This is a genomic window from Streptomyces sp. NBC_00727 (assembly GCF_045161745.1).
Taxonomy (GTDB): Bacteria; Actinomycetota; Actinomycetes; order Streptomycetales; family Streptomycetaceae; genus Streptomyces.
In genome coordinates this window covers 5,824,781-5,846,128 of record NZ_CP108981.1, presented here as the reverse complement: position 1 = coordinate 5,846,128, position 21,348 = coordinate 5,824,781, and the positions used below count along the sequence as shown (strand labels likewise).

Annotated in this window: 24 protein-coding genes and 2 pseudogenes; 11 read left to right on the top strand and 15 right to left on the bottom strand. The window is 72.6% G+C overall.

Translation table 11 applies throughout. The features are described from left to right. Positions 1–52: 52 nt before the first annotated feature. A pseudogene (locus tag OG242_RS26460) lies at positions 53–376 on the top strand (VOC family protein). Between the two features lie 16 nt (positions 377–392). On the opposite strand, the gene OG242_RS26455 reads toward OG242_RS26460, so the two are convergent. The 8 genes from OG242_RS26455 to OG242_RS26420 all read right to left on the bottom strand — a co-directional run bounded on the left by OG242_RS26455 (position 393) and on the right by OG242_RS26420 (position 5,988). Beyond that, on the bottom strand, positions 393–803 hold the full coding sequence (locus OG242_RS26455) for a hypothetical protein (protein ID WP_405900516.1): 411 nt from the start codon (positions 801–803) through the stop codon (positions 393–395). Then, the gene (locus tag OG242_RS26450) at positions 800–1,258 is read right to left on the bottom strand and encodes a hypothetical protein (protein ID WP_405900515.1); all 459 of its coding nucleotides are present in this window, start codon (positions 1,256–1,258) and stop codon (positions 800–802) included. Before OG242_RS26450 ends, OG242_RS26455 begins: the two co-directional genes overlap by 4 nt. A 54-nt stretch (positions 1,259–1,312) precedes the next feature. Continuing rightward, a complete protein-coding gene (locus OG242_RS26445) occupies positions 1,313–1,783 on the bottom strand; it encodes a hypothetical protein (protein WP_405900514.1) in 471 nt (156 codons plus the stop codon). A gap of 121 nt (positions 1,784–1,904) precedes the next feature. Then, a complete protein-coding gene (locus OG242_RS26440) occupies positions 1,905–2,057 on the bottom strand; it encodes a hypothetical protein (protein ID WP_405900513.1) in 153 nt (50 codons plus the stop codon). A 4-nt stretch (positions 2,058–2,061) separates the two neighbouring features. Further along, positions 2,062–2,961, bottom strand: coding sequence for a LysR substrate-binding domain-containing protein (locus tag OG242_RS26435; RefSeq protein WP_405900512.1), 900 nt, complete (start codon positions 2,959–2,961; stop codon positions 2,062–2,064). Positions 2,962–3,049: 88 nt separating this feature from the next. Next, positions 3,050–4,243 (bottom strand): glycine C-acetyltransferase, encoded by a 1,194-nt coding sequence (locus tag OG242_RS26430; protein WP_405900511.1) that lies wholly within the window; start codon positions 4,241–4,243, stop codon positions 3,050–3,052. Positions 4,244–4,270: 27 nt separating this feature from the next. Beyond that, the gene (tdh, locus tag OG242_RS26425) at positions 4,271–5,299 is read right to left on the bottom strand and encodes an L-threonine 3-dehydrogenase (RefSeq protein WP_132901106.1); all 1,029 of its coding nucleotides are present in this window, start codon (positions 5,297–5,299) and stop codon (positions 4,271–4,273) included. A 242-nt stretch (positions 5,300–5,541) separates the two neighbouring features. Further along, the gene (locus tag OG242_RS26420) at positions 5,542–5,988 is read right to left on the bottom strand and encodes a MarR family winged helix-turn-helix transcriptional regulator (protein ID WP_405900510.1); all 447 of its coding nucleotides are present in this window, start codon (positions 5,986–5,988) and stop codon (positions 5,542–5,544) included. A gap of 268 nt (positions 5,989–6,256) precedes the next feature. Between OG242_RS26420 and OG242_RS26415 the strand changes: the two genes are divergently transcribed. The 3 genes from OG242_RS26415 to OG242_RS26405 all read left to right on the top strand — a co-directional run bounded on the left by OG242_RS26415 (position 6,257) and on the right by OG242_RS26405 (position 10,439). Next, complete coding sequence (locus OG242_RS26415; protein ID WP_405900509.1) at positions 6,257–6,877, top strand: L-threonylcarbamoyladenylate synthase; 621 nt, start codon at positions 6,257–6,259, stop codon at positions 6,875–6,877. Between the two features lie 430 nt (positions 6,878–7,307). Beyond that, on the top strand, positions 7,308–9,758 hold the full coding sequence (locus tag OG242_RS26410; protein WP_405900508.1) for a GTPase-associated protein 1-related protein: 2,451 nt from the start codon (positions 7,308–7,310) through the stop codon (positions 9,756–9,758). A 219-nt stretch (positions 9,759–9,977) separates the two neighbouring features. Next, on the top strand, positions 9,978–10,439 hold the full coding sequence (locus tag OG242_RS26405; RefSeq protein ID WP_405900507.1) for a hypothetical protein: 462 nt from the start codon (positions 9,978–9,980) through the stop codon (positions 10,437–10,439). A 30-nt stretch (positions 10,440–10,469) separates the two neighbouring features. Here the strand turns inward: OG242_RS26405 and msrB are convergent, their stop codons facing one another. The 4 genes from msrB to OG242_RS26385 all read right to left on the bottom strand — a co-directional run bounded on the left by msrB (position 10,470) and on the right by OG242_RS26385 (position 13,744). Then, entirely contained in the window at positions 10,470–10,874 is a 405-nt protein-coding gene (msrB, locus tag OG242_RS26400) for a peptide-methionine (R)-S-oxide reductase MsrB (RefSeq protein ID WP_405900506.1), read from the bottom strand. Positions 10,875–10,884: 10 nt separating this feature from the next. After that, on the bottom strand, positions 10,885–12,282 hold the full coding sequence (gene murC, locus OG242_RS26395) for a UDP-N-acetylmuramate--L-alanine ligase (protein WP_405900505.1): 1,398 nt from the start codon (positions 12,280–12,282) through the stop codon (positions 10,885–10,887). A gap of 42 nt (positions 12,283–12,324) precedes the next feature. Further along, entirely contained in the window at positions 12,325–12,777 is a 453-nt protein-coding gene (locus tag OG242_RS26390; protein ID WP_405901732.1) for an indole-3-glycerol phosphate synthase, read from the bottom strand. 202 nt (positions 12,778–12,979) lie between these two features. Then, positions 12,980–13,744 (bottom strand): pyrimidine reductase family protein, encoded by a 765-nt coding sequence (locus OG242_RS26385; RefSeq protein ID WP_405900504.1) that lies wholly within the window; start codon positions 13,742–13,744, stop codon positions 12,980–12,982. A gap of 37 nt (positions 13,745–13,781) precedes the next feature. Here OG242_RS26385 and zapE point away from each other — a divergent pair, with 37 nt between their 5' ends. From zapE to OG242_RS26355, 6 genes and pseudogenes are all read left to right on the top strand, one after another. Then, on the top strand, positions 13,782–14,876 hold the full coding sequence (gene zapE / locus OG242_RS26380; protein ID WP_405900503.1) for a cell division protein ZapE: 1,095 nt from the start codon (positions 13,782–13,784) through the stop codon (positions 14,874–14,876). A 92-nt stretch (positions 14,877–14,968) separates the two neighbouring features. Continuing rightward, a complete protein-coding gene (locus tag OG242_RS26375; RefSeq protein WP_405900502.1) occupies positions 14,969–15,394 on the top strand; it encodes an OsmC family protein in 426 nt (141 codons plus the stop codon). Between the two features lie 179 nt (positions 15,395–15,573). Next, positions 15,574–15,991, top strand: a pseudogene (locus OG242_RS26370) (VTC domain-containing protein); the annotation flags it as partial. Positions 15,992–16,001: 10 nt separating this feature from the next. Further along, positions 16,002–16,184 carry a hypothetical protein gene (locus tag OG242_RS26365; protein WP_405900501.1) on the top strand — a complete coding sequence of 61 codons (183 nt, stop codon included), beginning with the start codon at positions 16,002–16,004 and terminating at the stop codon, positions 16,182–16,184. An 81-nt stretch (positions 16,185–16,265) separates the two neighbouring features. Beyond that, entirely contained in the window at positions 16,266–17,642 is a 1,377-nt protein-coding gene (locus tag OG242_RS26360) for an alkaline phosphatase PhoX (RefSeq protein ID WP_405900500.1), read from the top strand. A 92-nt stretch (positions 17,643–17,734) separates the two neighbouring features. Beyond that, the gene (locus OG242_RS26355) at positions 17,735–18,574 is read left to right on the top strand and encodes a polysaccharide deacetylase family protein (protein WP_405900499.1); all 840 of its coding nucleotides are present in this window, start codon (positions 17,735–17,737) and stop codon (positions 18,572–18,574) included. Between the two features lie 12 nt (positions 18,575–18,586). On the opposite strand, the gene OG242_RS26350 is transcribed toward OG242_RS26355, so the two are convergent. The 3 genes from OG242_RS26350 to OG242_RS26340 form a co-directional block, all read right to left on the bottom strand. Next, the gene (locus OG242_RS26350; protein WP_405900498.1) at positions 18,587–18,799 is read right to left on the bottom strand and encodes a hypothetical protein; all 213 of its coding nucleotides are present in this window, start codon (positions 18,797–18,799) and stop codon (positions 18,587–18,589) included. 14 nt (positions 18,800–18,813) lie between these two features. Further along, a complete protein-coding gene (locus OG242_RS26345; RefSeq protein ID WP_405900497.1) occupies positions 18,814–19,485 on the bottom strand; it encodes an ABC transporter in 672 nt (223 codons plus the stop codon). Between the two features lie 278 nt (positions 19,486–19,763). Beyond that, the gene (locus tag OG242_RS26340; RefSeq protein ID WP_405900496.1) at positions 19,764–20,441 is read right to left on the bottom strand and encodes an AIM24 family protein; all 678 of its coding nucleotides are present in this window, start codon (positions 20,439–20,441) and stop codon (positions 19,764–19,766) included. 71 nt (positions 20,442–20,512) lie between these two features. Between OG242_RS26340 and OG242_RS26335 the strand changes: the two genes are divergently transcribed. Then, complete coding sequence (locus OG242_RS26335; protein ID WP_405900495.1) at positions 20,513–21,286, top strand: peptidyl-tRNA hydrolase; 774 nt, start codon at positions 20,513–20,515, stop codon at positions 21,284–21,286. The last annotated feature ends 62 nt before the right edge of the window (positions 21,287–21,348 follow it).

Genomic DNA, 21,348 nt, shown 5'->3' with positions numbered 1-21,348 from the left:
TCCCGTCCGGGGACCGGTGCCCCTGCCGCCCTGCCGCACCGCGAGGAGTTCCATGCCGCACATCGCCCTGGTCAACTGGTCGTGCGCCACTACGACGAGGCCCTCTCCTTCTACACCGGCGCCCTCGGCTTCGGGCTCGTCGAGGACACCGACCGGGGCGACGGCTCGCGCTGGGTGGTGGTGCGGCCGCGGGGCACCGAGGGCACGGGGCTCCTGCTGGCGCGCGCCAAGGACGAGGCCCAGGCGGCGAGCGTCGGCGCGCAGACCGGCGGCCGGGGTGCGGTTCCTGGAGGAGCCCCGCCACGAGGCCTACGGCTCGGTCGCGGTCTTCGAGGACCTGTACGGCAACCGCTGGGGCCTGCTCCAGCCGGCGTGACGCGGCAGCCCGGCCGTCAGCCGCCCGTGCCGGGCAGGCTCGTGAAGCTGACGACCGGGCCGTCGACCGTCTCGGTCGCCCGGACGTCGAAGGCCCGGTGCGGAAAGGCGTCCGCGAGGGAGAGGCGCCAGGCGCGGGCGATCTCCCGGGCGAGGTCGAGAGCGTCCGTCCGGGATGCGGGATCGTCGTCGAAGTCGACGTACATCCACAGCCGGAACTGATTGAGGGTCGCCTCGACGGAAGCGACGTCTCCCTTCAATTCGTCGTACCACAGCTGGAAATTTGCGGGGGCGTATGAACGGTCCCACAGCACACATCCCCGCACCTCGACGAACCGGGGCAGGAACACGCGCGAGAGGGCGATCCACTCGGCCGGGCCCGCGGACTGGGAGAGAATGTCCAGATAGTCGGCTTCGCCGCCCCTCACTCCGTGCCACCCCACACGGCCTCCAAGTCCTGGCAGTGAACGGTGATTGATGCATCCGTCAGTGCGATCTCATGCAGGCAGCCGCCCTCCCGGGGAAGGACTTCGTCGAGCAGCACGGTATCGGCCTGCATCCAGTCGATCGACTGGTCGTAGTCGATCGAGAAGTGCGATACACCCGAGTATCGAATGCGAAGGCCGGATTCGTGTTTCCACTGGTTGGCGGCGAAATCGATGACGACGATACCGCGCTTGTCCGTCGGTACGGAGATCTCCGCCAGCTCCAGGTCCTTCACGCAACGACTGCTGCGCATACGGTAGTGCTCCGCGTCGGACGCATGGGCCCAGGCGCCAGGAGGCAACGCGTCCCGCATTTTCGGAAGCTCGCCAAGATAGGCGCTCGGGTCCAGATCGAACCCGTGCACCTCGGCGTCCCACTCCGCCTTCACGAACTTCATCGCACGCCTTTCGCTCCGTGCCCGGTACCGCCCGGAGTCTCCCACGAGGAGGAATCACGTCGGGGAGTACTCGATCAGCGCAGGCATGGCACGGTGATCAGTCCCCTCCATCGTCACCACAACATCCTTGCGAGTCGCGTCTCCCAGGTGCCGGACAAACGCTTCCAGACGAGCGAAGGACAGAGGACCATCGACATCGGCGGGGTCAAACGTGAATTCGATCTCGTCAACGTCGAAGAAGTAACAGGTGAACCAGATATCACCCACCTGCACAGCCAGGCTCGCAGATTCCTCCGGTTCACTCTCCAGGCGGCCGAACAAACTACCGGCATCGGGAATCACGCCGTCATTCGATTCCGAAAGCGTCCAAGCGAATCGGACGGTCCAGTCCGTAGATTCCAGCCCCTCAAGAAGATTCCGCCAGTCCGTGATCGAGGCGTCCAGGATGCACACATCGCGGAGCGCCCCGTCAGCCTCGAAGTCCTCGCTGCGGTACCGCATACCGATACCGCCCCATCCGTCCATCACAGGAACCCTTCGAACGGGGGCTGACCATTTCGCCGGCTCCACCGGGCACCCCATCCATCTGGACCTGTCGTTGTGCATTCGCGGGTGACACCACCGTACTGCGCGGACCGTGAGGTGCTCACCGTCTGAACGCGTACCTGGCGGTGCAGCCGTTGACCGTCTCGCTGAGCGGGCGGCCCAGCGCGTCCCGCTCGACGTTGATCTCCGCCTCCGCGCTGGCCGTGTGGGCCAGATCGCCGTAGGCCCCATACACCCGTTCGGTTCCCGCCACCGCCTCAGCCGGCCGCGCCCGCCAGCGCGTCCAGGACCGGTGCGATCAGCGGGTGGGCCTCGGCGCCCCGGCGTACGGCGGCGAAGACGCGGCGGGTGGGGGCGGCCCCCCGCACCGGGCGGACCACCACGCCGGTCAGAGACATGCCGCGCAGGGCGGTGCGCGGGACCAGGGCGACACCCGCGTCCGCGCCGGCGAGTGCGACCACCGCGTGGAAGTCGTCCGAGGAGTGTTCGAGGTTCGGGGCGAAACCGGCGTACTCGCAGGCCAGGACCACCACGTCGTGACAGGGGTTGCCCGGGTACGGACCGATCCAGGCGTCCTTGGCCAGTTCGGCGACGGCCACCTGCTCCTGGCCGGCCAGCCGGTGGCCAACCGGGAGCACCGCGTCGAACGGCTCCGAGTAGAGGGGGACGCGGGTGAGGCGGCGGTCGTCCTCGCCGGGGGCGCCCCGGTATTCGACGGCGACGGCGACGTCGACCTGTCGGTCCAGGACCATCGGGACGCTGGCGTCGCCCTCGGCGTCCTGGACGCGGACCTTGATGCCAGGGGCGGTCCGGCTCAGCGCGGCGATGGCGGGGGCGACGACGAGCCCGATGCCGGTGGCGAACGCGGCGAGCGTGACCGTACCGGCCTCGCCCGAGCCGTACGCGGCCAGCTCGGCCTCCGCCCGCTCCAGCTGGGCCAGCACCGCGTTGGTGTGGGTGAGCAGGATCTCGCCGGCCGGGGTGAGCCGGGCGCCCCGGGAGCCGCGTTCGACGAGGCGGTGGCCGGTCTCCTGCTCCAGGGCGGCGAGCTGCTGGGAGACGGCGGAGGGGGTCAGGTACAGGGCGGCGGCCGCGGCGGTCACCGTGCCGTGGTCCGCCACGGCACGCAGGACGCGCAGCCGCCGTGCATCGATCATGTGCCCTATTGTCCCAGGTCGCGGAGGGGCCTCGGCCCAGGTCGCGGAGGCGCCCTGACCGCCCCCGCGACCGATCCGGGACCGGGGCCTAGCCCTCCAGCTCGGCGCGCGCCGCGACGAACGCGTCCACCGCGCGGTTCACGTCGTCCGTGGAGTGCGCCGCGGAGAGCTGGACGCGGATGCGGGCCGCGCCCTGGGGGACGACCGGGTACGAGAACCCGATCACGTACACACCGCGCTCCAGGAGCAGCTCCGCCATCCGGCCTGCCTTCGCCGCGTCCCCGATCATGACGGGGGCGATGGCGTGGTCGCCGGGCAGGATGTCGAAGCCCTCCGCGGTCATCCGGGTACGGAAGAGCGCGGTGTTGGCGTTGAGCCGCTCGCGCAGGTCGCCGGCGGACTCCAGGAGGTCGATGACCTTGAGGGAGGCGGCGGCGATGACCGGGGCGAGCGAGTTGGAGAAGAGGTACGGGCGCGAGCGCTGGCGCAGCAGGGCGACGATCTCGGCGCGGGCCGCGACGTAGCCGCCGGACGCGCCGCCGAGGGCCTTGCCGAGGGTGCCGGTGATGATGTCGACGCGGTCCATGACGCCGTGCAGCTCGGGCGTGCCGCGGCCGCCGGCGCCGACGAAGCCGACGGCGTGCGAGTCGTCGACCATGACCATGGCGTCGTAGCGCTCGGCGAGGTCGCAGATCTCGCGCAGCGGCGCCACGTAGCCGTCCATGGAGAAGACGCCGTCGGTGACGATCAGGCGGCGCCGGGCGCCGGACGCCTCCTTGAGCTGGGTCTCCAGGTCGGCCATGTCGCGGTTGGCGTAGCGGAAGCGCTTGGCCTTGGACAGACGGATGCCGTCGATGATCGAGGCGTGGTTGAGGGCGTCGGAGATGACCGCGTCCTCGGCGCCGAGGATCGTCTCGAACACGCCGCCGTTGGCGTCGAAGCAGGAGGAGTAGAGGACCGTGTCCTCCTGGCCCAGGAAGGAGGAGAGCCGCTGCTCCAGCTCCTTGTGGACCTCCTGGGTGCCGCAGATGAAGCGGACCGAGGCCATGCCGTAGCCCCAGCGGTCCAGCGCCTCGTGCGCGGCGGCGATCACCTCGGGGTGGTCGGCGAGGCCCAGGTAGTTGTTGGCGCAGAAGTTGAGCACCTCGCCGGGGCGGCCCCCGGCGGTGACGGCCACGGTCGCGGACTGCGGGGTGCCGATGACGCGTTCGGGCTTGTGCAGCCCGGCGGCCTCGATCTCTTCGAGGGTGGTGCGCAGATCGTCGCGTACGGAGTCGAACATGCCGGATTCCTTAAAGAGGTGAGGAGGTCAGACGGTCCAGTCGAGGATGACCTTGCCGCCGCGTCCGCTCGCCGCGTCGTCGAAGGCCGCCTCGAAGTCGCGGTAGCCGTACCGGCCGGTGATCACGGGGGCGAGGTCGAGGCCGCCCTCCAGCAGGACGGACATGGCGTACCAGGTCTCGTACATCTCGCGGCCGTAGATGCCCTTGATCGTGATCATGGAGGTGACGATCCGGGCCCAGTCGACGGCGAACTCCTCGGAGGGCAGTCCGAGCATCGCGATCCGGCCGCCGTGCGTCATGTTCGCGATCATGTCGCGCATCGCCTCGGGGCGGCCGGACATCTCCAGGCCGATGTCGAAGCCCTCGCGCAGGCCCAGCTCCTTCTGGCCGTCGGCGATGGTCTGCTCGCCGACGTTGAGCGCCAGGCTGACGCCGACCTTGCGGGCCAGCTCCAGGCGGGCCTCGCTGACGTCGGTGATCACGACGTTGCGGGCGCCGGCGTGCTTGGCGACGGCGGCGGCCATGATGCCGATCGGGCCGGCGCCGGTGATCAGGACGTCCTCGCCGACCAGCGGGAAGGACAGCGCGGTGTGCACGGCGTTGCCGAACGGGTCGAAGATCGCGGCGACGTCGAGGTCGACGGGGACCCGGTGCACCCACACGTTGGAGGCGGGCAGCGCGACGTACTCGGCGAAGGCGCCGTCGCGGCCGACGCCGAGGCCCAGCGTGGAGCGGCAGAGGTGGCGGCGGCCGGCCAGGCAGTTGCGGCACTTGCCGCACACGAGGTGGCCCTCGCCGCTGACCAGGTCGCCGACGGCGATGTCGACGACGTCCGCGCCGATCGCGGCGACCTCGCCGACGAACTCGTGGCCGAGGACGAGCGGGGTGCTGATGGCCTGCTGCGCCCAGCCGTCGTAGTTGCGGATGTGCAGGTCGGTCCCGCAGATGCCGGTGCGCAGGACCTTGATCAGTACGTCGCCGGGGCCGGTCTCGGGCTCGGGGACGTCCATCAGCCAGAGTCCGGGCTCGGCCTTCTGCTTCACGAGTGCCTTCACGGCTGCGGCTCCCTGTACCTGGTGCGGAGTTGAACTCCCCGGGCCGGGGGCATGCCGAAGGAAGCCTGCGGCCCGGGGAAGGATGAGAGGGACGGCGTGGCAGCGCGCTCGCACCGGCTGCCGCGCACCATCCTCCGCCGTCACGGAGAAATCTGCCGTACCCCGCGCCCCAGGTCCATCGAGGTTTTCTTAAGCGGGGCCGCAGCTCCGCTTCACGCCGTGCGGGGCTTGCGCCGTACGGCTCAGTCGCGCGGCCAGGGCCGCCCGTCGAGGCGCTCGATGTCCCGGTTGAGCCGGGCGAGGTCGTCCGCGAAGCGGGCGGCCTCCTCCGGGGACCAGTCGGCCAGGACCCGCCGGAGCCCCTCCCGGTTCTCCGTCCGGTCCTTGTCGAGCCGGCGTTCGCCCTCGGCCGTGATGGCGAACTTCCGGGCGATCCCGCCGTCGGGGTCCGGGATGCGGTCGACGACACCGGCCCGGAGCATCGCGGCGGTCTGCCGGTTCAGCGTGGAGGTGTCCAGTCCGAAGGCGTCGCGCAGCTGGCCGATGGACATCGGCCCCTGGGCCCGGATACGGCTGAGGAGGATGTACGCGCTGCGGTCGAGCCGCCCGCCGCCCCGCGAGGTGAGCAGACTCATGTGCCGGCCGAGGAGCATCGTCTCGAACTCGATCCGGTCCACAGGCATGTCCACGCGCGGCTCCCTACGACGGCTGTGCGCCTGCCCCGCCGGGACGGCGACCTCTCTGTACAGATATACCACGGAATGTGTGCACGATGCATGCAACATGCATGATGCACACCACCTGCGCTACCCGAGCGGCCGGCCTCACGCCCCCGTGACCAGCGGCCGAAAAGGTTTGAGCGGCGCCCGCCACTCGAACCGGTTGTCCTGCCCCTCCGGGGACCGGACAATCCGCCGCACCGCATGCCGCCCGCCCGCCCGCCCGTAGACTCGCCGGATGGCGAAGTATTTCGACGTACACCCCGAAAATCCCCAGCAGCGCACCATCACCAACGTGGCCGAGAACATCCGCTCCGGGTCGCTCGTCGCGTATCCGACGGACTCCTGCTACGCGCTCGGGTGTCAGCTCGGCAGCCGGGACGGCCTGTCCCGCATCCGGGCGATCCGCCACCTCGACGACCGCCACCACTTCACGCTGATGTGTCAGAACTTCGCGCAGCTCGGGCAGTTCGTGCACATCGACAACGACGTGTTCCGTACCGTCAAGGCATCGACGCCCGGCCAGTACACGTTCATCCTGCCGGCGACGAAGGAGGTGCCGCGCCAGCTGCTGCACCCGAAGAAGAAGACCGTCGGCGTCCGCATCCCGGACCACCCCGTGGTCCAGGCGCTCCTGGCGGAACTGGGCGAACCGCTGCTGTCCAGCACGCTGCTCCTGCCCGACGAGGCCGAACCCCTGACCCAGGGCTGGGAGATCAAGGAGCGCCTCGACCACGAGGTGGACATCGTCATCGACTCGGGCGACTGCGGCACTGAGCCCACGACGGTCATCGACTTCTCCAACGGCGAGCTGGAGATCGTACGCCGGGGGGCCGGCGACACGACGCGGTTCGAGTAGTCCGGCGAGGGCCCCCGCGATGCGCCGAGGATCGCCGGGGGCCTTTGTGCGGTGCCGCGACCCGCGCGGCCAACTTCCCTTGTGCGCGGCGGCCGTCCGCTTCTCGCCGCGGAGTCATTAGGGCCTGTACTGAGTTGTGGCGCGGGAGAAGGAGCGGCGTTCGGTGCGTGCGATCACGGTGCGGTCGGGATGTCCTCGTAGCGGAGCTACTTGGGCATTTCGGCCGTGCCGTGAGCGTACGTGCCGGGCGTCGCGACGCCGCGCCACAACTCACTACAGGCCCTAGGGCGCGCGCCTCCTTGATAGCGTCGCCCCAGCGACTGCGGAGCACTCCCCGCCGGGGTCGCCGCTCTGCCGGACGGCGCTGCCACGGCGCGAGCGGGTGCGGGTGGCAGGGGATCTTCACGGCAGGGACGAAGAGAGCCGACGCATGAGCCTCGCGCAGTTGCACTACACCTCGGCGGCGGACGGGGACGGAACCGGCGAGGACGGGCCGACAGCCGCCCGGTTCACGGTGGTTGACGCCTCGATACCCGCGTCCGTGCTGACCGAGGCGGGGCCGCTGCTGGCGTACGAGGCGCCGCGCGGCACCCCGGAACGGCTCACGGACACCGCCCTTCGCGCCCTGCCCGAGGCGCTCAGCTTCAGCCTGCTCTCCGACGGCAGCCGACTGCTGGCCCGGACCGTCGCGGTGCGCTCCCCCCGCTCGTCCGCCGTACGCTTCCACGCGCACGCGGTCCATCTCCCCGGCGGCACCCGGCTCCCCGAGGGGACGCTGCCGCTCACCGCCTGCCGGTCCGCCCGCTGGGCCTCCACCACACCGGACCGGCCGCGGCCCGACCCGGTCGCCGCACTGCCGGCCGCGACCGTCAACGAGGCCCGCGAGCGGGAGGCCCTCAACGACTTCGCCGTCTCGCGCGGCCCCTGGCTCGCCGGTGTGCTGGCCGATCTGCGCCGCCTCCACGGCCCCGGGGCGCCGGAGCGGGTCGTGCTCGTCGAGCGGCAGAGCGCCGACGTCGCCCGGTGGCTCGCGCTGGCCGGGACCGCCCTGCCGGACGGGCTCGCCGAGCGCCTGACCTTCACCACCTACACCCGCCGCCCGCGCGAGGCCGCGCAGCAGGTCGTGGGGGTGCTGCCCGAGGACGCCGAGGACCTGGCGGACTCCGGGCTGCGCGTGCACGTGTGCGGCGGGCCGCGCCCGGAGGGACGGGCGGGCGACGTGTGGGCCGAGACGGCCGCCCGGGTCTGGCGCGGCCGGGCGCCGGAGCTGTTCCGGGAGGCGGCCGCGCTGCCCGGGGAGCCGTTCGCGGCGGGGCCGCTGGCGGTGACGGCCCTGTGCGCCGGGATACCGCTCGGCACCGATGAGCGCGCGGCGGCGGCCGGCTGGGCCGCCGAGCGGCCGTACGCGCTGGACGGGAAGCGGACCCGGCAGCTGGTCGAGGCGCTGACCGCGCCCGGGGTCGACGACCGCTCCGGCGCCGAGTTCGACGCCGCCGGGCGGCTGTTCGCCGCGCTCGACGGCCGCTCCCCCGCGACCACCACCGCCCCGCTCGCCGCGATGCTGGTGACGGAGGCGGTGCGCGGCGGCAACGGCTCCCTGGAGCTGCCGGGCCGTGCCGCCTTCAGCGGGCCCGAGGGCGCGGCCGTCGCCGGGGTCCTCGGGCCGGAGATCCTTTCCGAGCTGGGCGGCGCGGGCGTCGGCCTGGACGTGGCCCGTACGGTGCAGCTGCTCCGGGTGGCCCGGCTGCTCGGGGTGGACTGCGCCGAGCTGCTGCCCTCGGTCGTGGACCGGCTGGCCCCCGCGCTGCTGACCGGCGGCGAGGAGGGCGCCCCCGACTGGGCGCCGGCGCTGCTGGAGCTGATGGACGAGCAGTTCGACGTCCGTACCGCCCTGCTCGGCGCGCTGGACCGGATCGCGCCGGACAGCCCGGCCGGGGTGGAGCGGCTGCTGAGCCTGGTGCCGCTGCCCTTCACCGGCACACAGGCGCTGCCGCACCTGCGGATGTGCGCCGGGGCGCCGGAGGCCAGGGCCGGCTGCGGCGAGGACCGGGTGGCGGCGCTCCAGCGGATCACGCGGGCCGGCGGGGTGTCCCCGTTCGCGGAACCGCTGGTGCTGCGGACGGCGGCGGGCCTGGTGTGGGGCGAGGAGGCCCCGACGCCCGCCGAGGCCCGGCTGCTGCTGGAGGCGGCGACCTCCGACGCGCACCGGGCGGCCGGCACCTGGTCGCTCCTGGTGGCCGCCGCACTCGCCGCCGGTGCCGGGGACGGGGAGGCGCCGGAGCTGGCCCACGACCTGCTGCGCGGCTTCCCGCAGGAGACAGGGGGCCGGGTGCGCGCGGCGCTCCAGCTCCTCGAGTTCGCCCGGGATGTGCGCTCGGGGGCGGCGGAGCCGGAATGGGCCGAACGGGTGCGGGCGCTGCGCGCGGAGGCGGAGCCGGTGGAGCCGGGCGTGCTCGGGCAGGCGTGCGACGCGGTGGCCGGGCGGCTGCTGGCGCCGGAGCGGCCCGACGCGGAGCTGTACGCCGTGGTGCACAGCGGTGACACGGATCTGGTCGCAGCCTACGAGCGGGCGGCGCGCGGTGACGTGGTCCGGGCCCGGCTGGCGGCCGACCCCGGGTACGCGGCGGACTGCTTCACGGTCTGGACGGCCCACCCGCACGCCGGGCCCGTCTGGAGCGCGGCCGCCTCCGGGCTGCTCGAAGAGGTGCTGCGCCCCGTGGTGCGGAAGCTTCCCGCCGACCGGGTCGCGGCGGTCGAGGAGGCGGTCGGGCGCTCGGGCAGCAGCGGCCGGGCGGAGGCCTTCCGCGACTGGAACCGCCGCGAGCGCCGCACGCTGGGGCGCCTGGGCCGGCGCATCGCAGGGCGGGTCCGGCGGGGCTGAGCGGGGACGCCCCGCCCAACGGCCCGCCCCGGCCGCACGGCCCACCCCGGCCAACGGCCCACCCCGGCCAACGGCCCGCCCCGGCGCCACGGCCGCCCCGCCCAACGCCCCGCCCCGGCGCACGCACGTCACGACGCGCTCCCGGCGCCGGGTACCGTTGAGGGCACCGATCTCGTGTGCCCTCCTGGCGGGCTGCGTGGACCCCAGGAGGAGCAGCACATGACGACGAACCGCGGCCGCAAGGACGTCATCCGCGACCGGATGGCGGCGACCGGCGAGTCGTACAACGTGGCGGCCCGCAATCTCAAGGCCATGAAGGACATGGGCGCCACGCGCGAGGCGGTCCTCACCCAGCGCTGGCAGCCGGCCGATTCGCCGGACGTGCCCTGCCCCTGCGGCGGCACCTGCGAGCCGGGTGAGCGGTGCGGGCGCTGCCACGCGCTGCACCGGCACGTGGCGCGCTACCCGGGCAGCACCACCGAGGTCGAGACGTGGGTGGACCGCTACGAGTGCCTGGGCTGCCCGGCCTCGTACACCCTGACCGTCGTCCTGCCGGGCCGCCCCTGGGGCGTCGCGGAGACGGTGATCAGGGGCGGCGCGGCGGAGCCGGTCGTACGGGCCCGGGTCTTCCCGGGGGTCGCGCACCCGCTGCTGCGGCAGGAGGAGCCGTACGAGGACTGACGCGGCGCGCCGGTCCCCGTACCCGGGGGATCAGGCGTCCGGCGTCAGGCGCAGCGAGATCGAGTTGATGCAGTACCGCTGGTCCGTCGGGGTCGGGTAGCCCTCGCCCTCGAAGACATGGCCCAGGTGGGAGCCGCAGCGGGTGCAGCGGACCTCGGTGCGGACCATGCCGTGGCTGCGGTCCTGGATCAGTTCGACCGCGTCGGTGTCCTTCGGGTCGTAGAAGGACGGCCAGCCGCAGTGCGACTCGAACTTGGTGTCGGAGCGGAACAGCTCCGCGCCGCAGGCCCGGCAGGAGTAGACGCCCTCGGTCCGGGTGTCCGTGTACTCACCGACGAACGCGGGCTCGGTGCCGGCTTTGCGCAGCACCGCGTACTCGGCGGGGGTGAGTTCCTCCCGCCACTGTTCGTCCGGCTTCTCGACGTCGTACGCCACGGTGGCTCCTTCAGCTCGACAGGTGGTCCAGGATCTGCGGGCCGAGGTCGGTGACGTCGCCCGCTCCCATGGTGAGAACGAGGTCGCCGGGCTTCGCCATTCCCGCGACGGCCTCGGGGACCCGCTCCTTGTCGTGGACGGCGGTGACGTCGGCGCCGGCGGCGGTCGCGGCGTCGATGATCAGGGCGCTGGTGACGCCGGGGACCGGGTCCTCGCGGGCCGGGTAGATGTCCAGGACCACGGAGGCGTCGGCGAGGGCGAGGGCCTGGCCCATCTCGGTGCCGAGCTCCTGGGTGCGGGAGAACAGGTGGGGCTGGAAGACGACGAGGAGGCGGGCACCGGTGGCGGCGCCGCGCATGGCCTCCAGGTCGGCGGTCATCTCGGTGGGGTGGTGGGCGTAGCTGTCGATGACCTGGACGCCGGCCGCCTCGCCCTTGAGCTGGAGGCGGCGCTTGACCCCGGTGTACTTGCCGAGGGCCGAGGCGAGGTTGTGGGCGGGGATGCCGAGGGCGATGCCGGCGGCGAGGGCGGCCACCGCGTTGAGCGCGTAGTGGCGGCCGGGGACGGAGACGGTGAAGGTGAGGAACTTCCCGCCGAGGACCACCGTGACCTCGCTGGTCAGACCGCGCGGGGTGATCTTGTGGACGCGCACGTCGGCGGTGCCGGACTCGCCGTAGGTGACGACGGTGAGCGCGGGCAGGGTCTCGCGGACCCGGCGGGTCAGCTCGACGGCGCCGGACTGGTCGGCGGAGACGACGAGGGTGCCGTCGGGGACGATCTTGCCGGCGAAGGTCTCGAAGGACTCGTAGATCTCGTCCATCGAGGCGTAGTTCGCGTGGTGGTCCAGCTCGACGTTGAGGACGATCGCCACGTCGGGGTCGTACTTCTGGAAGCTGCGGTCGCTTTCGTCGGCCTCGGCGACGAAGATGTCGCCCTCGCCGTGCGCGGCGTTGGTGCCGGGTCCGGCCAGGTCGCCGCCGATGGCGTACGAGGGGTCGAGGTCCAGCTCGCTCAGGGCGACGGCCAGCATCGAGGTGGTGGTGGTCTTGCCGTGGGTGCCGGCCACCGCGATGGAGCGGAGCCCGCCCATGAGCGAGGCCAGGGCGTCGGAGCGGTGTACGACGGGGATCGACAGCTCCCCGGCGCGCACCAGCTCCGGGTTGTCGGCGCGGATGGCGCTGGAGACGACCACGCTGGTGGCGTCGTCGGCCAGGTGACCGGCGGCGTGCCCGATGTGGACGGTCGCCCCCAGAGCGCGCAGCGCGTCGGCCGTGGGGGACTCCTTGGCGTCGCTGCCCGCGACCTTGGCGCCGCGCTGGGCGAGGATCTTGGCGATGCCCGACATTCCGGCGCCGCCGATGCCGATGAAGTGCGGCCGTTCCATGGCGGCAGGAATACCGGGTGCCATACGTGTCTCTCCCAGGGTGCGTACGGGTAAGGGCCTCCCAGCCTATTCGCTGTGCGCGAAGAGCTTGAGCACCGGGACGCCGACCTTGTGCCGGGCCCGGGAGGCCCAGTCGCGGTGGAAGAACTCCTCGACGTAGTGGGGCGCGGTCAGCACGATGACCTCGTCGGCCCGGGACTCCTCGACGACCGAGGTGAGCTTGTCCAGGGGGTGGCTCTCGATCACCTGTCCGACGGCTTCGGAGCCCGCCTGGCGCAGGGCCTCCAGGGACACTTCGAGGGCGAGTCCGGCCGACTCCCTGGCGTTCCTGCCCTCGGGCTCCTCGCTCTCGCGGGCCGCTTCCTTCAGTTCGCCCATCGCCAGGTCGTCGATGGCCCGCAGCAGGACGTCCGCCTGGTCTCCGCGCGGCTGCATGAGGACGACGAAGGAGGTGCGCTCCTCCCCGTGCAGGGTGGTGACGAACTCGACGTCCTCGGACGTGAGGGCCTTCTCGATCATCAAAACGCTGGTGAACACCACAGAGCCCTTCTCTTCAGCGACCGTCGCCGGTCGCTGCCGAAACCATCCTTCCCCGCGCTCGCACGGGGACTGCGAGACCCATTCTGCCCACGGAACGCTAACCGGAACGCGATATTCCGCTGATTGCCGCCCAGGGGTGGGGGTACGCGAGACCCCTGGGGCGTACGGGGACGGCCGGGTCTCAGGACCGGCGGTACCGCGAGAAGAGGAATCCGTCCTCCTCCAGCAGCGAGTCCAGGGCGAATCGTTTCGGCAGATCCACCGCGGGCCCGCCCGCGATCCGCTGGGCGTCCCCGGCCGTGAGCAGCGGCGCGACGGTCAGGCACAGTTCGTCCAGCACGTCCTCGGCCACGAACTGCCCGAGCAGCCGGGGCCCGCCCTCGGTCAGCAGCCGCCGGTGCCCCCGGTCGGCCAGCTCCCGCACGGCGCGGGCCGGGTCGACGCGCGAGCCCTCCCCCGCGATCACCACCTCGGCGCCCGCCTTCCGGGCCGTCGCGATCCGGTCCGGGGGCGCGCCCGCCCCGGTCAGCAGGAGCGTCGGGACCAGCGGCGAGACGAAGAGCGGGAGCGAGAAGTCCAGGTCCAGGCTGCCGCTGACCACCGCGACGGCCGGTGCGGGCGTCTGGCCGGCCGCCGCCCGCCGCGCCGCGAAGGCGTCCCGTGCCCTGGCGGGGCGGTACCCCTCCTGGCGCACGGTCTCGGCACCGGCGATCACCACGTCGGCCAGGCCGCGCAGCGTGCCGAAGATCCGCATGTCGCTCTCGCAGGAGATCGGCTGGGAGCGTCCGTCGTGCTGGGCGGCCCCGTCGAGGGTCGACACCATGTTGGCGCGCAGCCAGGGGCCGTCCGTGCGGGGGTAGGCGTAGGCGTCGGCGAGGTCGTCCAGGCTCCATTCGCCCGGGGCTTCGGCCGCTGTCAGGTCGGTCACAGGGAACAGGCGTCGCATGTCCGGCAGTCTGGCACGGGTCGTAAGCTTGACGGTTGTGTCGTCCTCCCACGCCGTGCCGGGGTCCAGCCCCATAGCCGAAACGGCCCCGCTGTCCCTGTGCGCCCGCGAGCCGCACGTCCCCGCCGACCGTCTGGTCGCCGAGATGGTGCCGCCTCCGCGCTTCGACTCGGTGCGTTTCGATACGTACGTACCCGACCCGAACCAGCCGAGCCAGACCGAGGCGGTCCGGGTCCTGAGCGACTTCGCCGCCGGCCTCGGCGGGGCGCACGCGATGGGCGCGGGCAAGCGGAAGTGGTTCGGCCGCAAGGCGCCGGCGCGGCCGTCCGGGCCGCGCGGGGTGTACCTCGACGGCGGCTACGGGGTCGGCAAGACCCACCTGCTCGCCTCCCTCTGGCACGCCACGCCGGCCGCGCCCGAGCTGAAGGCGTTCGGCACGTTCGTCGAGCTGACGAACCTGGTGGGCGCGCTCGGCTTCCAGCAGACCGTGCGGACGCTGAGCGGGCACCGGCTGCTGTGCATCGACGAGTTCGAGCTGGACGACCCGGGCGACACCGTGCTGGTGTCCTCGCTGCTGAGCCGGCTCGTCGAGGAGGGCGTCGCGCTGGCCGCGACCTCCAACACGCTGCCCGGCAAGCTCGGTGAGGGCCGGTTCGCCGCCGCCGACTTCCTGCGCGAGATCCAGGGGCTCTCCGCGCACTTCCGCCCGCTGCGCATCGACGGCGAGGACTACCGCCACCGCGGTCTGCCCGAGGCCCCGCCGCCGTACTCGGACGAACAGGTCACCAAGGCCGCGTACGCCACGCCGGGCGCCGCCCTGGACGACTTCCCCTCGATCCTCGACCACCTGGCCCGCGTCCACCCCAGCCGGTACGGGGCGCTGACGGACGGGGTGAAGGCGGTGTGCCTGACCGACGTGCGGCCGGTGCCCGACCAGTCGACGGCGCTGCGGCTCGTGGTGCTCGCGGACCGGCTGTACGACCGGGAGGTGCCGGTCCTCGCGTCCGGGGCGCCCTTCGACGAGCTGTTCAGTGAGGAGATGCTGAACGGCGGGTACCGGAAGAAGTACTTCCGGGCGATCTCCCGGCTCACGGCGCTGGCGCGTGACGCGAAGGGGCTGGTGGCGCAGTAGGTTCGGGGGCGTAAGGACGTACCACCGGCGGGACACGACGCAGTGCCCCGCCGTCCCCGTACAACCGCGCATTCCGTTCGAAGGGAACCAGCATGGCTACCACGCGTCAGGCGCACACGGTCTGGGAAGGCAATCTGACCGAGGGCACGGGCGTCGTCACGTTCGACTCCTCCGGGATCGGCGACTACCCGGTCTCCTGGCCGTCCCGTGCGGAGGAGGCGAACGGGAAGACCAGCCCCGAGGAGCTGATCGCCGCGGCCCACTCCAGCTGCTTCTCGATGGCGCTCTCGCACGGCCTCAGCGGCGCCGGCACCCCGCCGGCCCGGCTGGAGACGAAGGCCGACGTCACCTTCCAGCCCGGCACCGGCATCACCGGCATCCACCTCACCGTCGTGGGCGAGGTGCCCGGTCTCGACGAGGCCGGCTTCGTCAAGGCGGCCGAGGACGCGAAGGCCAACTGCCCGGTCAGCCAGGCGCTTTCCGGCACCACGATCACGCTGAGCGCCTCGCTCGGCTGATCGCTCCCCCGCTGTGTCCCCGGGCCGCCGGTCCGGGGACACAGGCATTTCCGCACCGGCCGTGTTCACCTTCCGGCCATCTTGGGATCCTCCTGCAATACACCCGGGTTCCTCATCGCTTCCTCATCCGTCGTTGGTTGCGTATCGCGGTCCGGCACGGACGACGAAGGAGGCGCACGGTGTCGCAACCCGACACGGCTACGGACGACCCCCCACCGCTGCATGTGGCGAGCAGGCCGCACGCCTTCAACAGATACGGGCTGAAGTTCCGCCGCAAACTGCGCGTCAGGCACTACGGCGATCCGGTCGGGGTCACGGACGACTCCCCGGCCTGCGTCGAGATCAAGCAGCGCGTCAACCGGGTCACCCAGAAGCGCCGCATCACCCTCCCGTACGGGACGGCCCGCCGGCTCTGCGACGGGGCGCGAGCTGGTGGAGCACTCCCCGAAGGAGCGGGCGTTCATCCACGAGGTGCTCGACCCGGTCGTACGGCTGAACCTGCGGCCCACCGCGATGACCGGCTACCAGCGCGAGGCGCTGGTCGGGTGCGCCGCCGACACCGGGCCGCGGATCACCTTCGACCGGCGCATCCGGGGCCTCTCCCCAGGTGATCGGCAACCTCCTGGCCAACGCCTGCCGGCACACCCCGCCCGGCACGCGCGTCGAGGTCCGGGTGGGCGCGGTGCGCACCGGCCCGGAGACCGGGGGGACGGACCGGCCGGGCTACGGCTGCGTCTTCCGTCTGCTGCCGCCCCGGAGCGTCGGCTCCGGTCCGTACTGTCCGGCGTGACAGCGTTCACCGAGGGCCTCGGATGGGCAGGCCTGCTCTTGACGAAGCCATGTCACTTGTCCCCCAAGCAGGGAGTTGCTCATGTCAGTCGCACCCCGCCCCGCCGCCACCCGGCGGAACGTTCTGGCCGCGAGCGGCGCCGCCGCCGTCTCCCTCGCCTTCACGGGGGCGTTCACCGAACTCTTCGCGGGAAGCTCGGCCGCCCGCGGCCACAGCGGTTACGGCCCGCTCGTGCCGGACCCGGACGGTCTGCTCGACCTGCCGAAGGGTTTCCGCTACCGGGTGCTGTCGCGGGAGGGCGACGCGCTCCGCTCGGGCGAGGGCCGGGTCCCCAGCCACTGCGACGGGATGGCCGCGTTCAAGGCCAGGGGCGGGCACGTACGACTGGTGCGCAACCACGAGAACCGGGTGGACGCCGCGATCCCCGTACCGACGGTCGAGGGGCTCACGTACGACCCGATGGGCAAGGGCGGCTGTACGGCCCTGGAGCTCGACGGCCACAACCGGGTGCTGTCCGAGCGGGTCGCGATCGCGGGCACGGCGGTGAACTGCGCGGGCGGGCGCACCCCCTGGAACACCTGGCTGACCTGCGAGGAGACCGAGGACAAGGCCGGGACCAACGGATACACCAAGGACCACGGCTACGTCTTCGAGGTGGACGGCGCCGATCCGCGCCGCACCGGTGCCGTGCCGCTGACCGCGATGGGCCGCTTCCAGCACGAAGCCGTCGCGATCGACCCGCGCGACGGGACCGTGTACGAGACGGAGGACGCGTTCGAGAAGCCGTTCGGCCTGTTCTACCGCTTCCTGCCGGAGAAGCCGCTGGGCGGTACGGGTTCGCTGCGCGCGGGCGGCCGGCTGGAGGCCATGCGGGTGCCGGGGGTGCCCGACCTCTCGGCCGTCCAGGAGACCGGGACGGTGTTCGAGGGCGTCGAGTGGGTCCCCGTACCGGATCCGCAGGCCGCCGAAACCCCCATCCGCTTCCAGGACTTCGGCCCGAGGGGCATCACCCACGGCCAGAAGCTGGAAGGCTGCTACTGGGGCGGTTCGTGCGTCTACTTCGTCTCCAGTTTCGCGCACCGCGACGAGGGTTCGGCGGCGGACCACTACGGCCAGGTCTGGCGCTACGACCCCGCCCGGCGCCGGCTGACCCTGGTCGTCGTCTTCGGCCCCGGCACCGACCTCCAACTGCCCGGCGAGTCCCCCGACAACATCACCCTCGCCCCCGACGGCGGCCTGATGGTCTGCGAGGACGGCGGCGGCGCCCAGCACGTGTTCGGCCTGACCCGGCGCGGCGAGGTGTACCCGATGGCGCGCGGCCGGCAGAACACCGGAACGCCGGAAGAGCCGGAGTGGGGCGAGTTCGCGGGCGTCACGTTCGCACCGGACTACGGGACGATGTACGTGAACGTCTACACGCCGGGCACCACGTTCGCGGTGACGGGCCCCTGGCGCTGACGCGCCGAAAGTCGTGCGCCATCTGCGTGGGGCGGAGCCCGGTCGGCGTGCCCGCCCCGCGCACCTTCCGGGCGATCGGCTAGCTTCCGGAAATGATCAGATCTGCGTACAAAATGGCCGCTCTGGGTGTGCTGGGTGCGGTGCTCGTCGGATGCGGACAGGCCGGGCCTCGTACGGCCGCGGAACGGCCCCCGGCCTCCCCGCCCCCCGCCCCCTCGGCCTCCACCGAGCAGCCCGCGGTCATGGCCCCCGGGCCCGGCGGGCTGACCCCCGTCTTCAAGCGCGGTCCGCAGCACGCGGCCAAGGTCGTCGCGCTGAGCTTCGACGCCGATATGACGGCCGACGAGGGACCGCGCGCGGCGGCCGGTGAGCACTTCGACAACCCGGAACTGATCGCCCTGCTGCGCCGGCTGAAGGTGCCCGCGACGGTGTTCATGACCGGGCGGTGGGCCGAGGAGTACCCGGACCAGGCCCGCTCCATCGGCACCGATCCCCTCTTCGAGATCGGCAACCACTCCTACAGCCACTACGCCTTCACCACGCCCTGCTACGGGCTGCCCACGGTGGAGAAGGGCGGCGTGCGGAAGGAGGTGCAACGGGCCTTCGGGGCGATCCGCCGGACCGGTGCCCGCAACGTGGTGCCGTACTTCCGCTTCCCCGGCGGCTGCTACGACGACGACACGCTGCGCGCCCTCGGGCCGGAGAAGGTGACCGCCGTGCAGTGGGACGTCGTCAGCGGCGACGCCTTCGCGACGGACGCGGACGCGGTCGCCGAACAGGTGCTGGACGGGGTGCGTTCCGGTTCGCTCGTCGTCATGCACTGCACGCGCAGCGCGGCGCCGGTGACCGCCGAGGCGGTCGCTCAGGTCGTGCCGGAGCTGCGGAAGCGCGGCTACCGCTTCGTCAGGGTGTCCGAGCTGATGGCGGGCTGAGAGGACCGCGTCTCACCCCGAGCACGCCGTGCGCTGGGCCTCCTGCCACTCGCACACCGGGCACAGCGTGATGCCCTTGACCGACTCGGCGTACTCGGTCGGCTTCCGGCACAGCACGCACTCGGCGTACGGCGGCCCCTCGGCCCGTTCCGGCGTGCCGGCCGGGGCCGTCTCGCAGTAGGACCCGGATTCCGCTTCCGCCCGCTCGTTCCTGTCCTCACTCATACGTACGAGCCTACTCAGCCGCGTACCGAACTGAGCCGGCAGGCGAGCGCGAGCGCGGCGGTCGCCACGGCGGCCGCCGCGAGCAGCGGGAGCACCGGCACATGGACGGTGCCGGTCAGCGAACCGGTGACCAGGCCCGTCACCGCGTACTTCGCGGGCGATCCGGCGGTGACCAGGGCCAGCAGCGCCACGAGCACGGTCGCCGCGACGGACCAGCCGCGTCCGTGCAGCAGCGGCCGGCCGCACAGCGCGCCCGCCGCCGCGCCCAGGAGCACGCAGCACGCGGTGGCGAGGAGTCCGGCGGCCCCGGCGGGCGGCAGGGGCACCCGCACCGAGTGGTCGGTACTGGCCGGGTCGCTGATCGCCAGCACCACGGCGGTGGCGGCCGTCCCCAGCAGCCCGGCGCACCCCAGCGCGGCGAGCAGGGCCGCCAGATGGGCCCTCGGCTGCCCGCCGGCCGCCGCCGCGACGACGGCCCGCGCGGCGGGCGGCTCCTGAGTGACGCAGACGCGCACCAGCCAGGCGGTGACCGGCAGCATCCCGGCGGCGGTGTAGCCGAGGGAGTCCAGCACGGGCTGCCCGGAGCGGACGCCCACGGCGAGGAAGGCCAGGTACAGCAGCACCGGGGCCAGCCAGCGCTGCGACCGTACGAGCAGGGCGGCCTGGTAGCGGATGAGCGCGGTCATGGTGCCTGGTCCCCGTCCCGGGTGGTCGAGCGACGCCGCCGGGGGCCCGCGCCGGGCCCCGGCCCCGGCGCCACGCGCCCGATGTGCCACGGCGGCCGGGCCGTGAGCAGCGCGCGGAGCAAGGCGTCGGAGTGCGCGGCCGGGACCGTGAGGCGGGCGGTTCCGTCGTCGGTCAGGGTGTACGCGGGAGCGCCGGGCAGCCCGGGCGGCAGCGGGGTCCCCGGCGAGGCCGTACCGGCGGCCGACTCCCCGCAGCCGCAGGATCTCCGTACCGGTGCTCAGTGCGACGACGCCTTCTCGGGCTTCAGCTCACTCGGCCGTACGATCACGAACCCCTGGCCGTCCAGGCGCAGTTGAACGGCTTCCCCCGAACCGCCCCGGATCATCGAGCCGACGCTCTGCGAGCGGTTCAGCGAGGTGTTCAGCTGGGCGCTCCAGCCGACGACGGCGTCCGTGTCGACGAACACCGGCTGCTGGGGCGAGACCGGGATGACGATGGGGTGGCCGTCACACATCAGACCCAGCTTGCCGTAGCCGGTGAAGACGCTGTTGAAGAGGCCGCCGCCGGTCATCCCGGCGCCCTTCACGGTCTTGATCTCGTACGAGAGGGTGGGGTCGAAGCACAGGACGTTGCGGCCGTTGATGGTGAGGGAGTCGCCCTGCTCCAGCTCCACGATGAAGCAGTTGGCGGCCTCGTGGGCGAACCACGCCTCGCCCAGGCCGCGTACGGCCATCAGGGGCAGCCCCTCGCCGGTGACCGCGCGCTTGAGCAGGCCGCCTAGGCCCTGGCCCTTGTGCTCGAACTGGAGATCACCGCGGAAGGCGACCATCGATCCCTGCCGGGCGTGCATCTCCCCGTTGACCGCGTACTTTATGGATTTGGCGTTCTGCAGTGTCATCCCGGGGGCGGTTGCCTGCTCGGCCATGTGCTCGCTGGAAAAGAGATCGCTCTTCATACGCGGCATCCTCGCCCGGAGCCACACATTCCGCCAAGAACGGTGTCCGGGACGGCTGGCAGACTGGTCGGGTGAGCAGCAACGACACCCCCGCGTCCCCGTCCGCCGAGCCGACCGCACCGCCCGTGGACAGCCCCTTCCGGTCCGAGTGGACGAACCGGGACGAAGCACCGCAGTACGTACTGCCGTTGGTGGTGCACATCGAGAAGACCGCGCCGCCGGCCCGCACCGACGCCCTGCGCACGGCCGCCCGCGCGGTCCTGGTGATGCTCTCCGACGAGCGGTCGGTGGGCGAGGGCGAGTGGGCGCGGCTGATGCGGGACTGGCAGGACGCCCGCATCCGCAAGGTGGTCCGGCGGGCCCGGGGCGCGGAGTGGCGCAAGGCGTCCGCGCTGCCCGGGATCACGGTGACGGGCGAGGAGGCGGAGGTGCGGGTCTTCCCGCCGGTGCCCCTGGACGGCTGGCCGAAGGAGCTGGCCAAACTCCAGGTCTCGGGGACGGACCTGGACGACCCGGAGCCGCCGGCCGCGCCCGACCCGGCGCACCCGGTGCTCTGGCTCAACCCGGACCTCGGCATGTCGGCCGGCAAGGAGATGGCGCAGGTCGGGCACGGGGCGCAGCTCGCCTGGTGGGAGCTGACGGAGACCGAGCGCAAGGCGTGGCGCGAGGCCGGGTTCCCGCTCTCGGTGGCCACGGCGGCGCCGGGCGACTGGCGGGAGCTGACGGAGAGCGGGCTGCCCGTCGTACGGGACGCGGGCTTCACGGAGATCGCGCCGGGCTCGTGCACGGTGGTCGCCGATCACCCGGCGCTGCGGCCGCGGGCGGTACCCGTGAACCTCAAATGAAGCTCTGAACGTCTCCCCTTTCGGATTCGGGGCCGCACTCCGGGGCCATCACCCCTGCACAG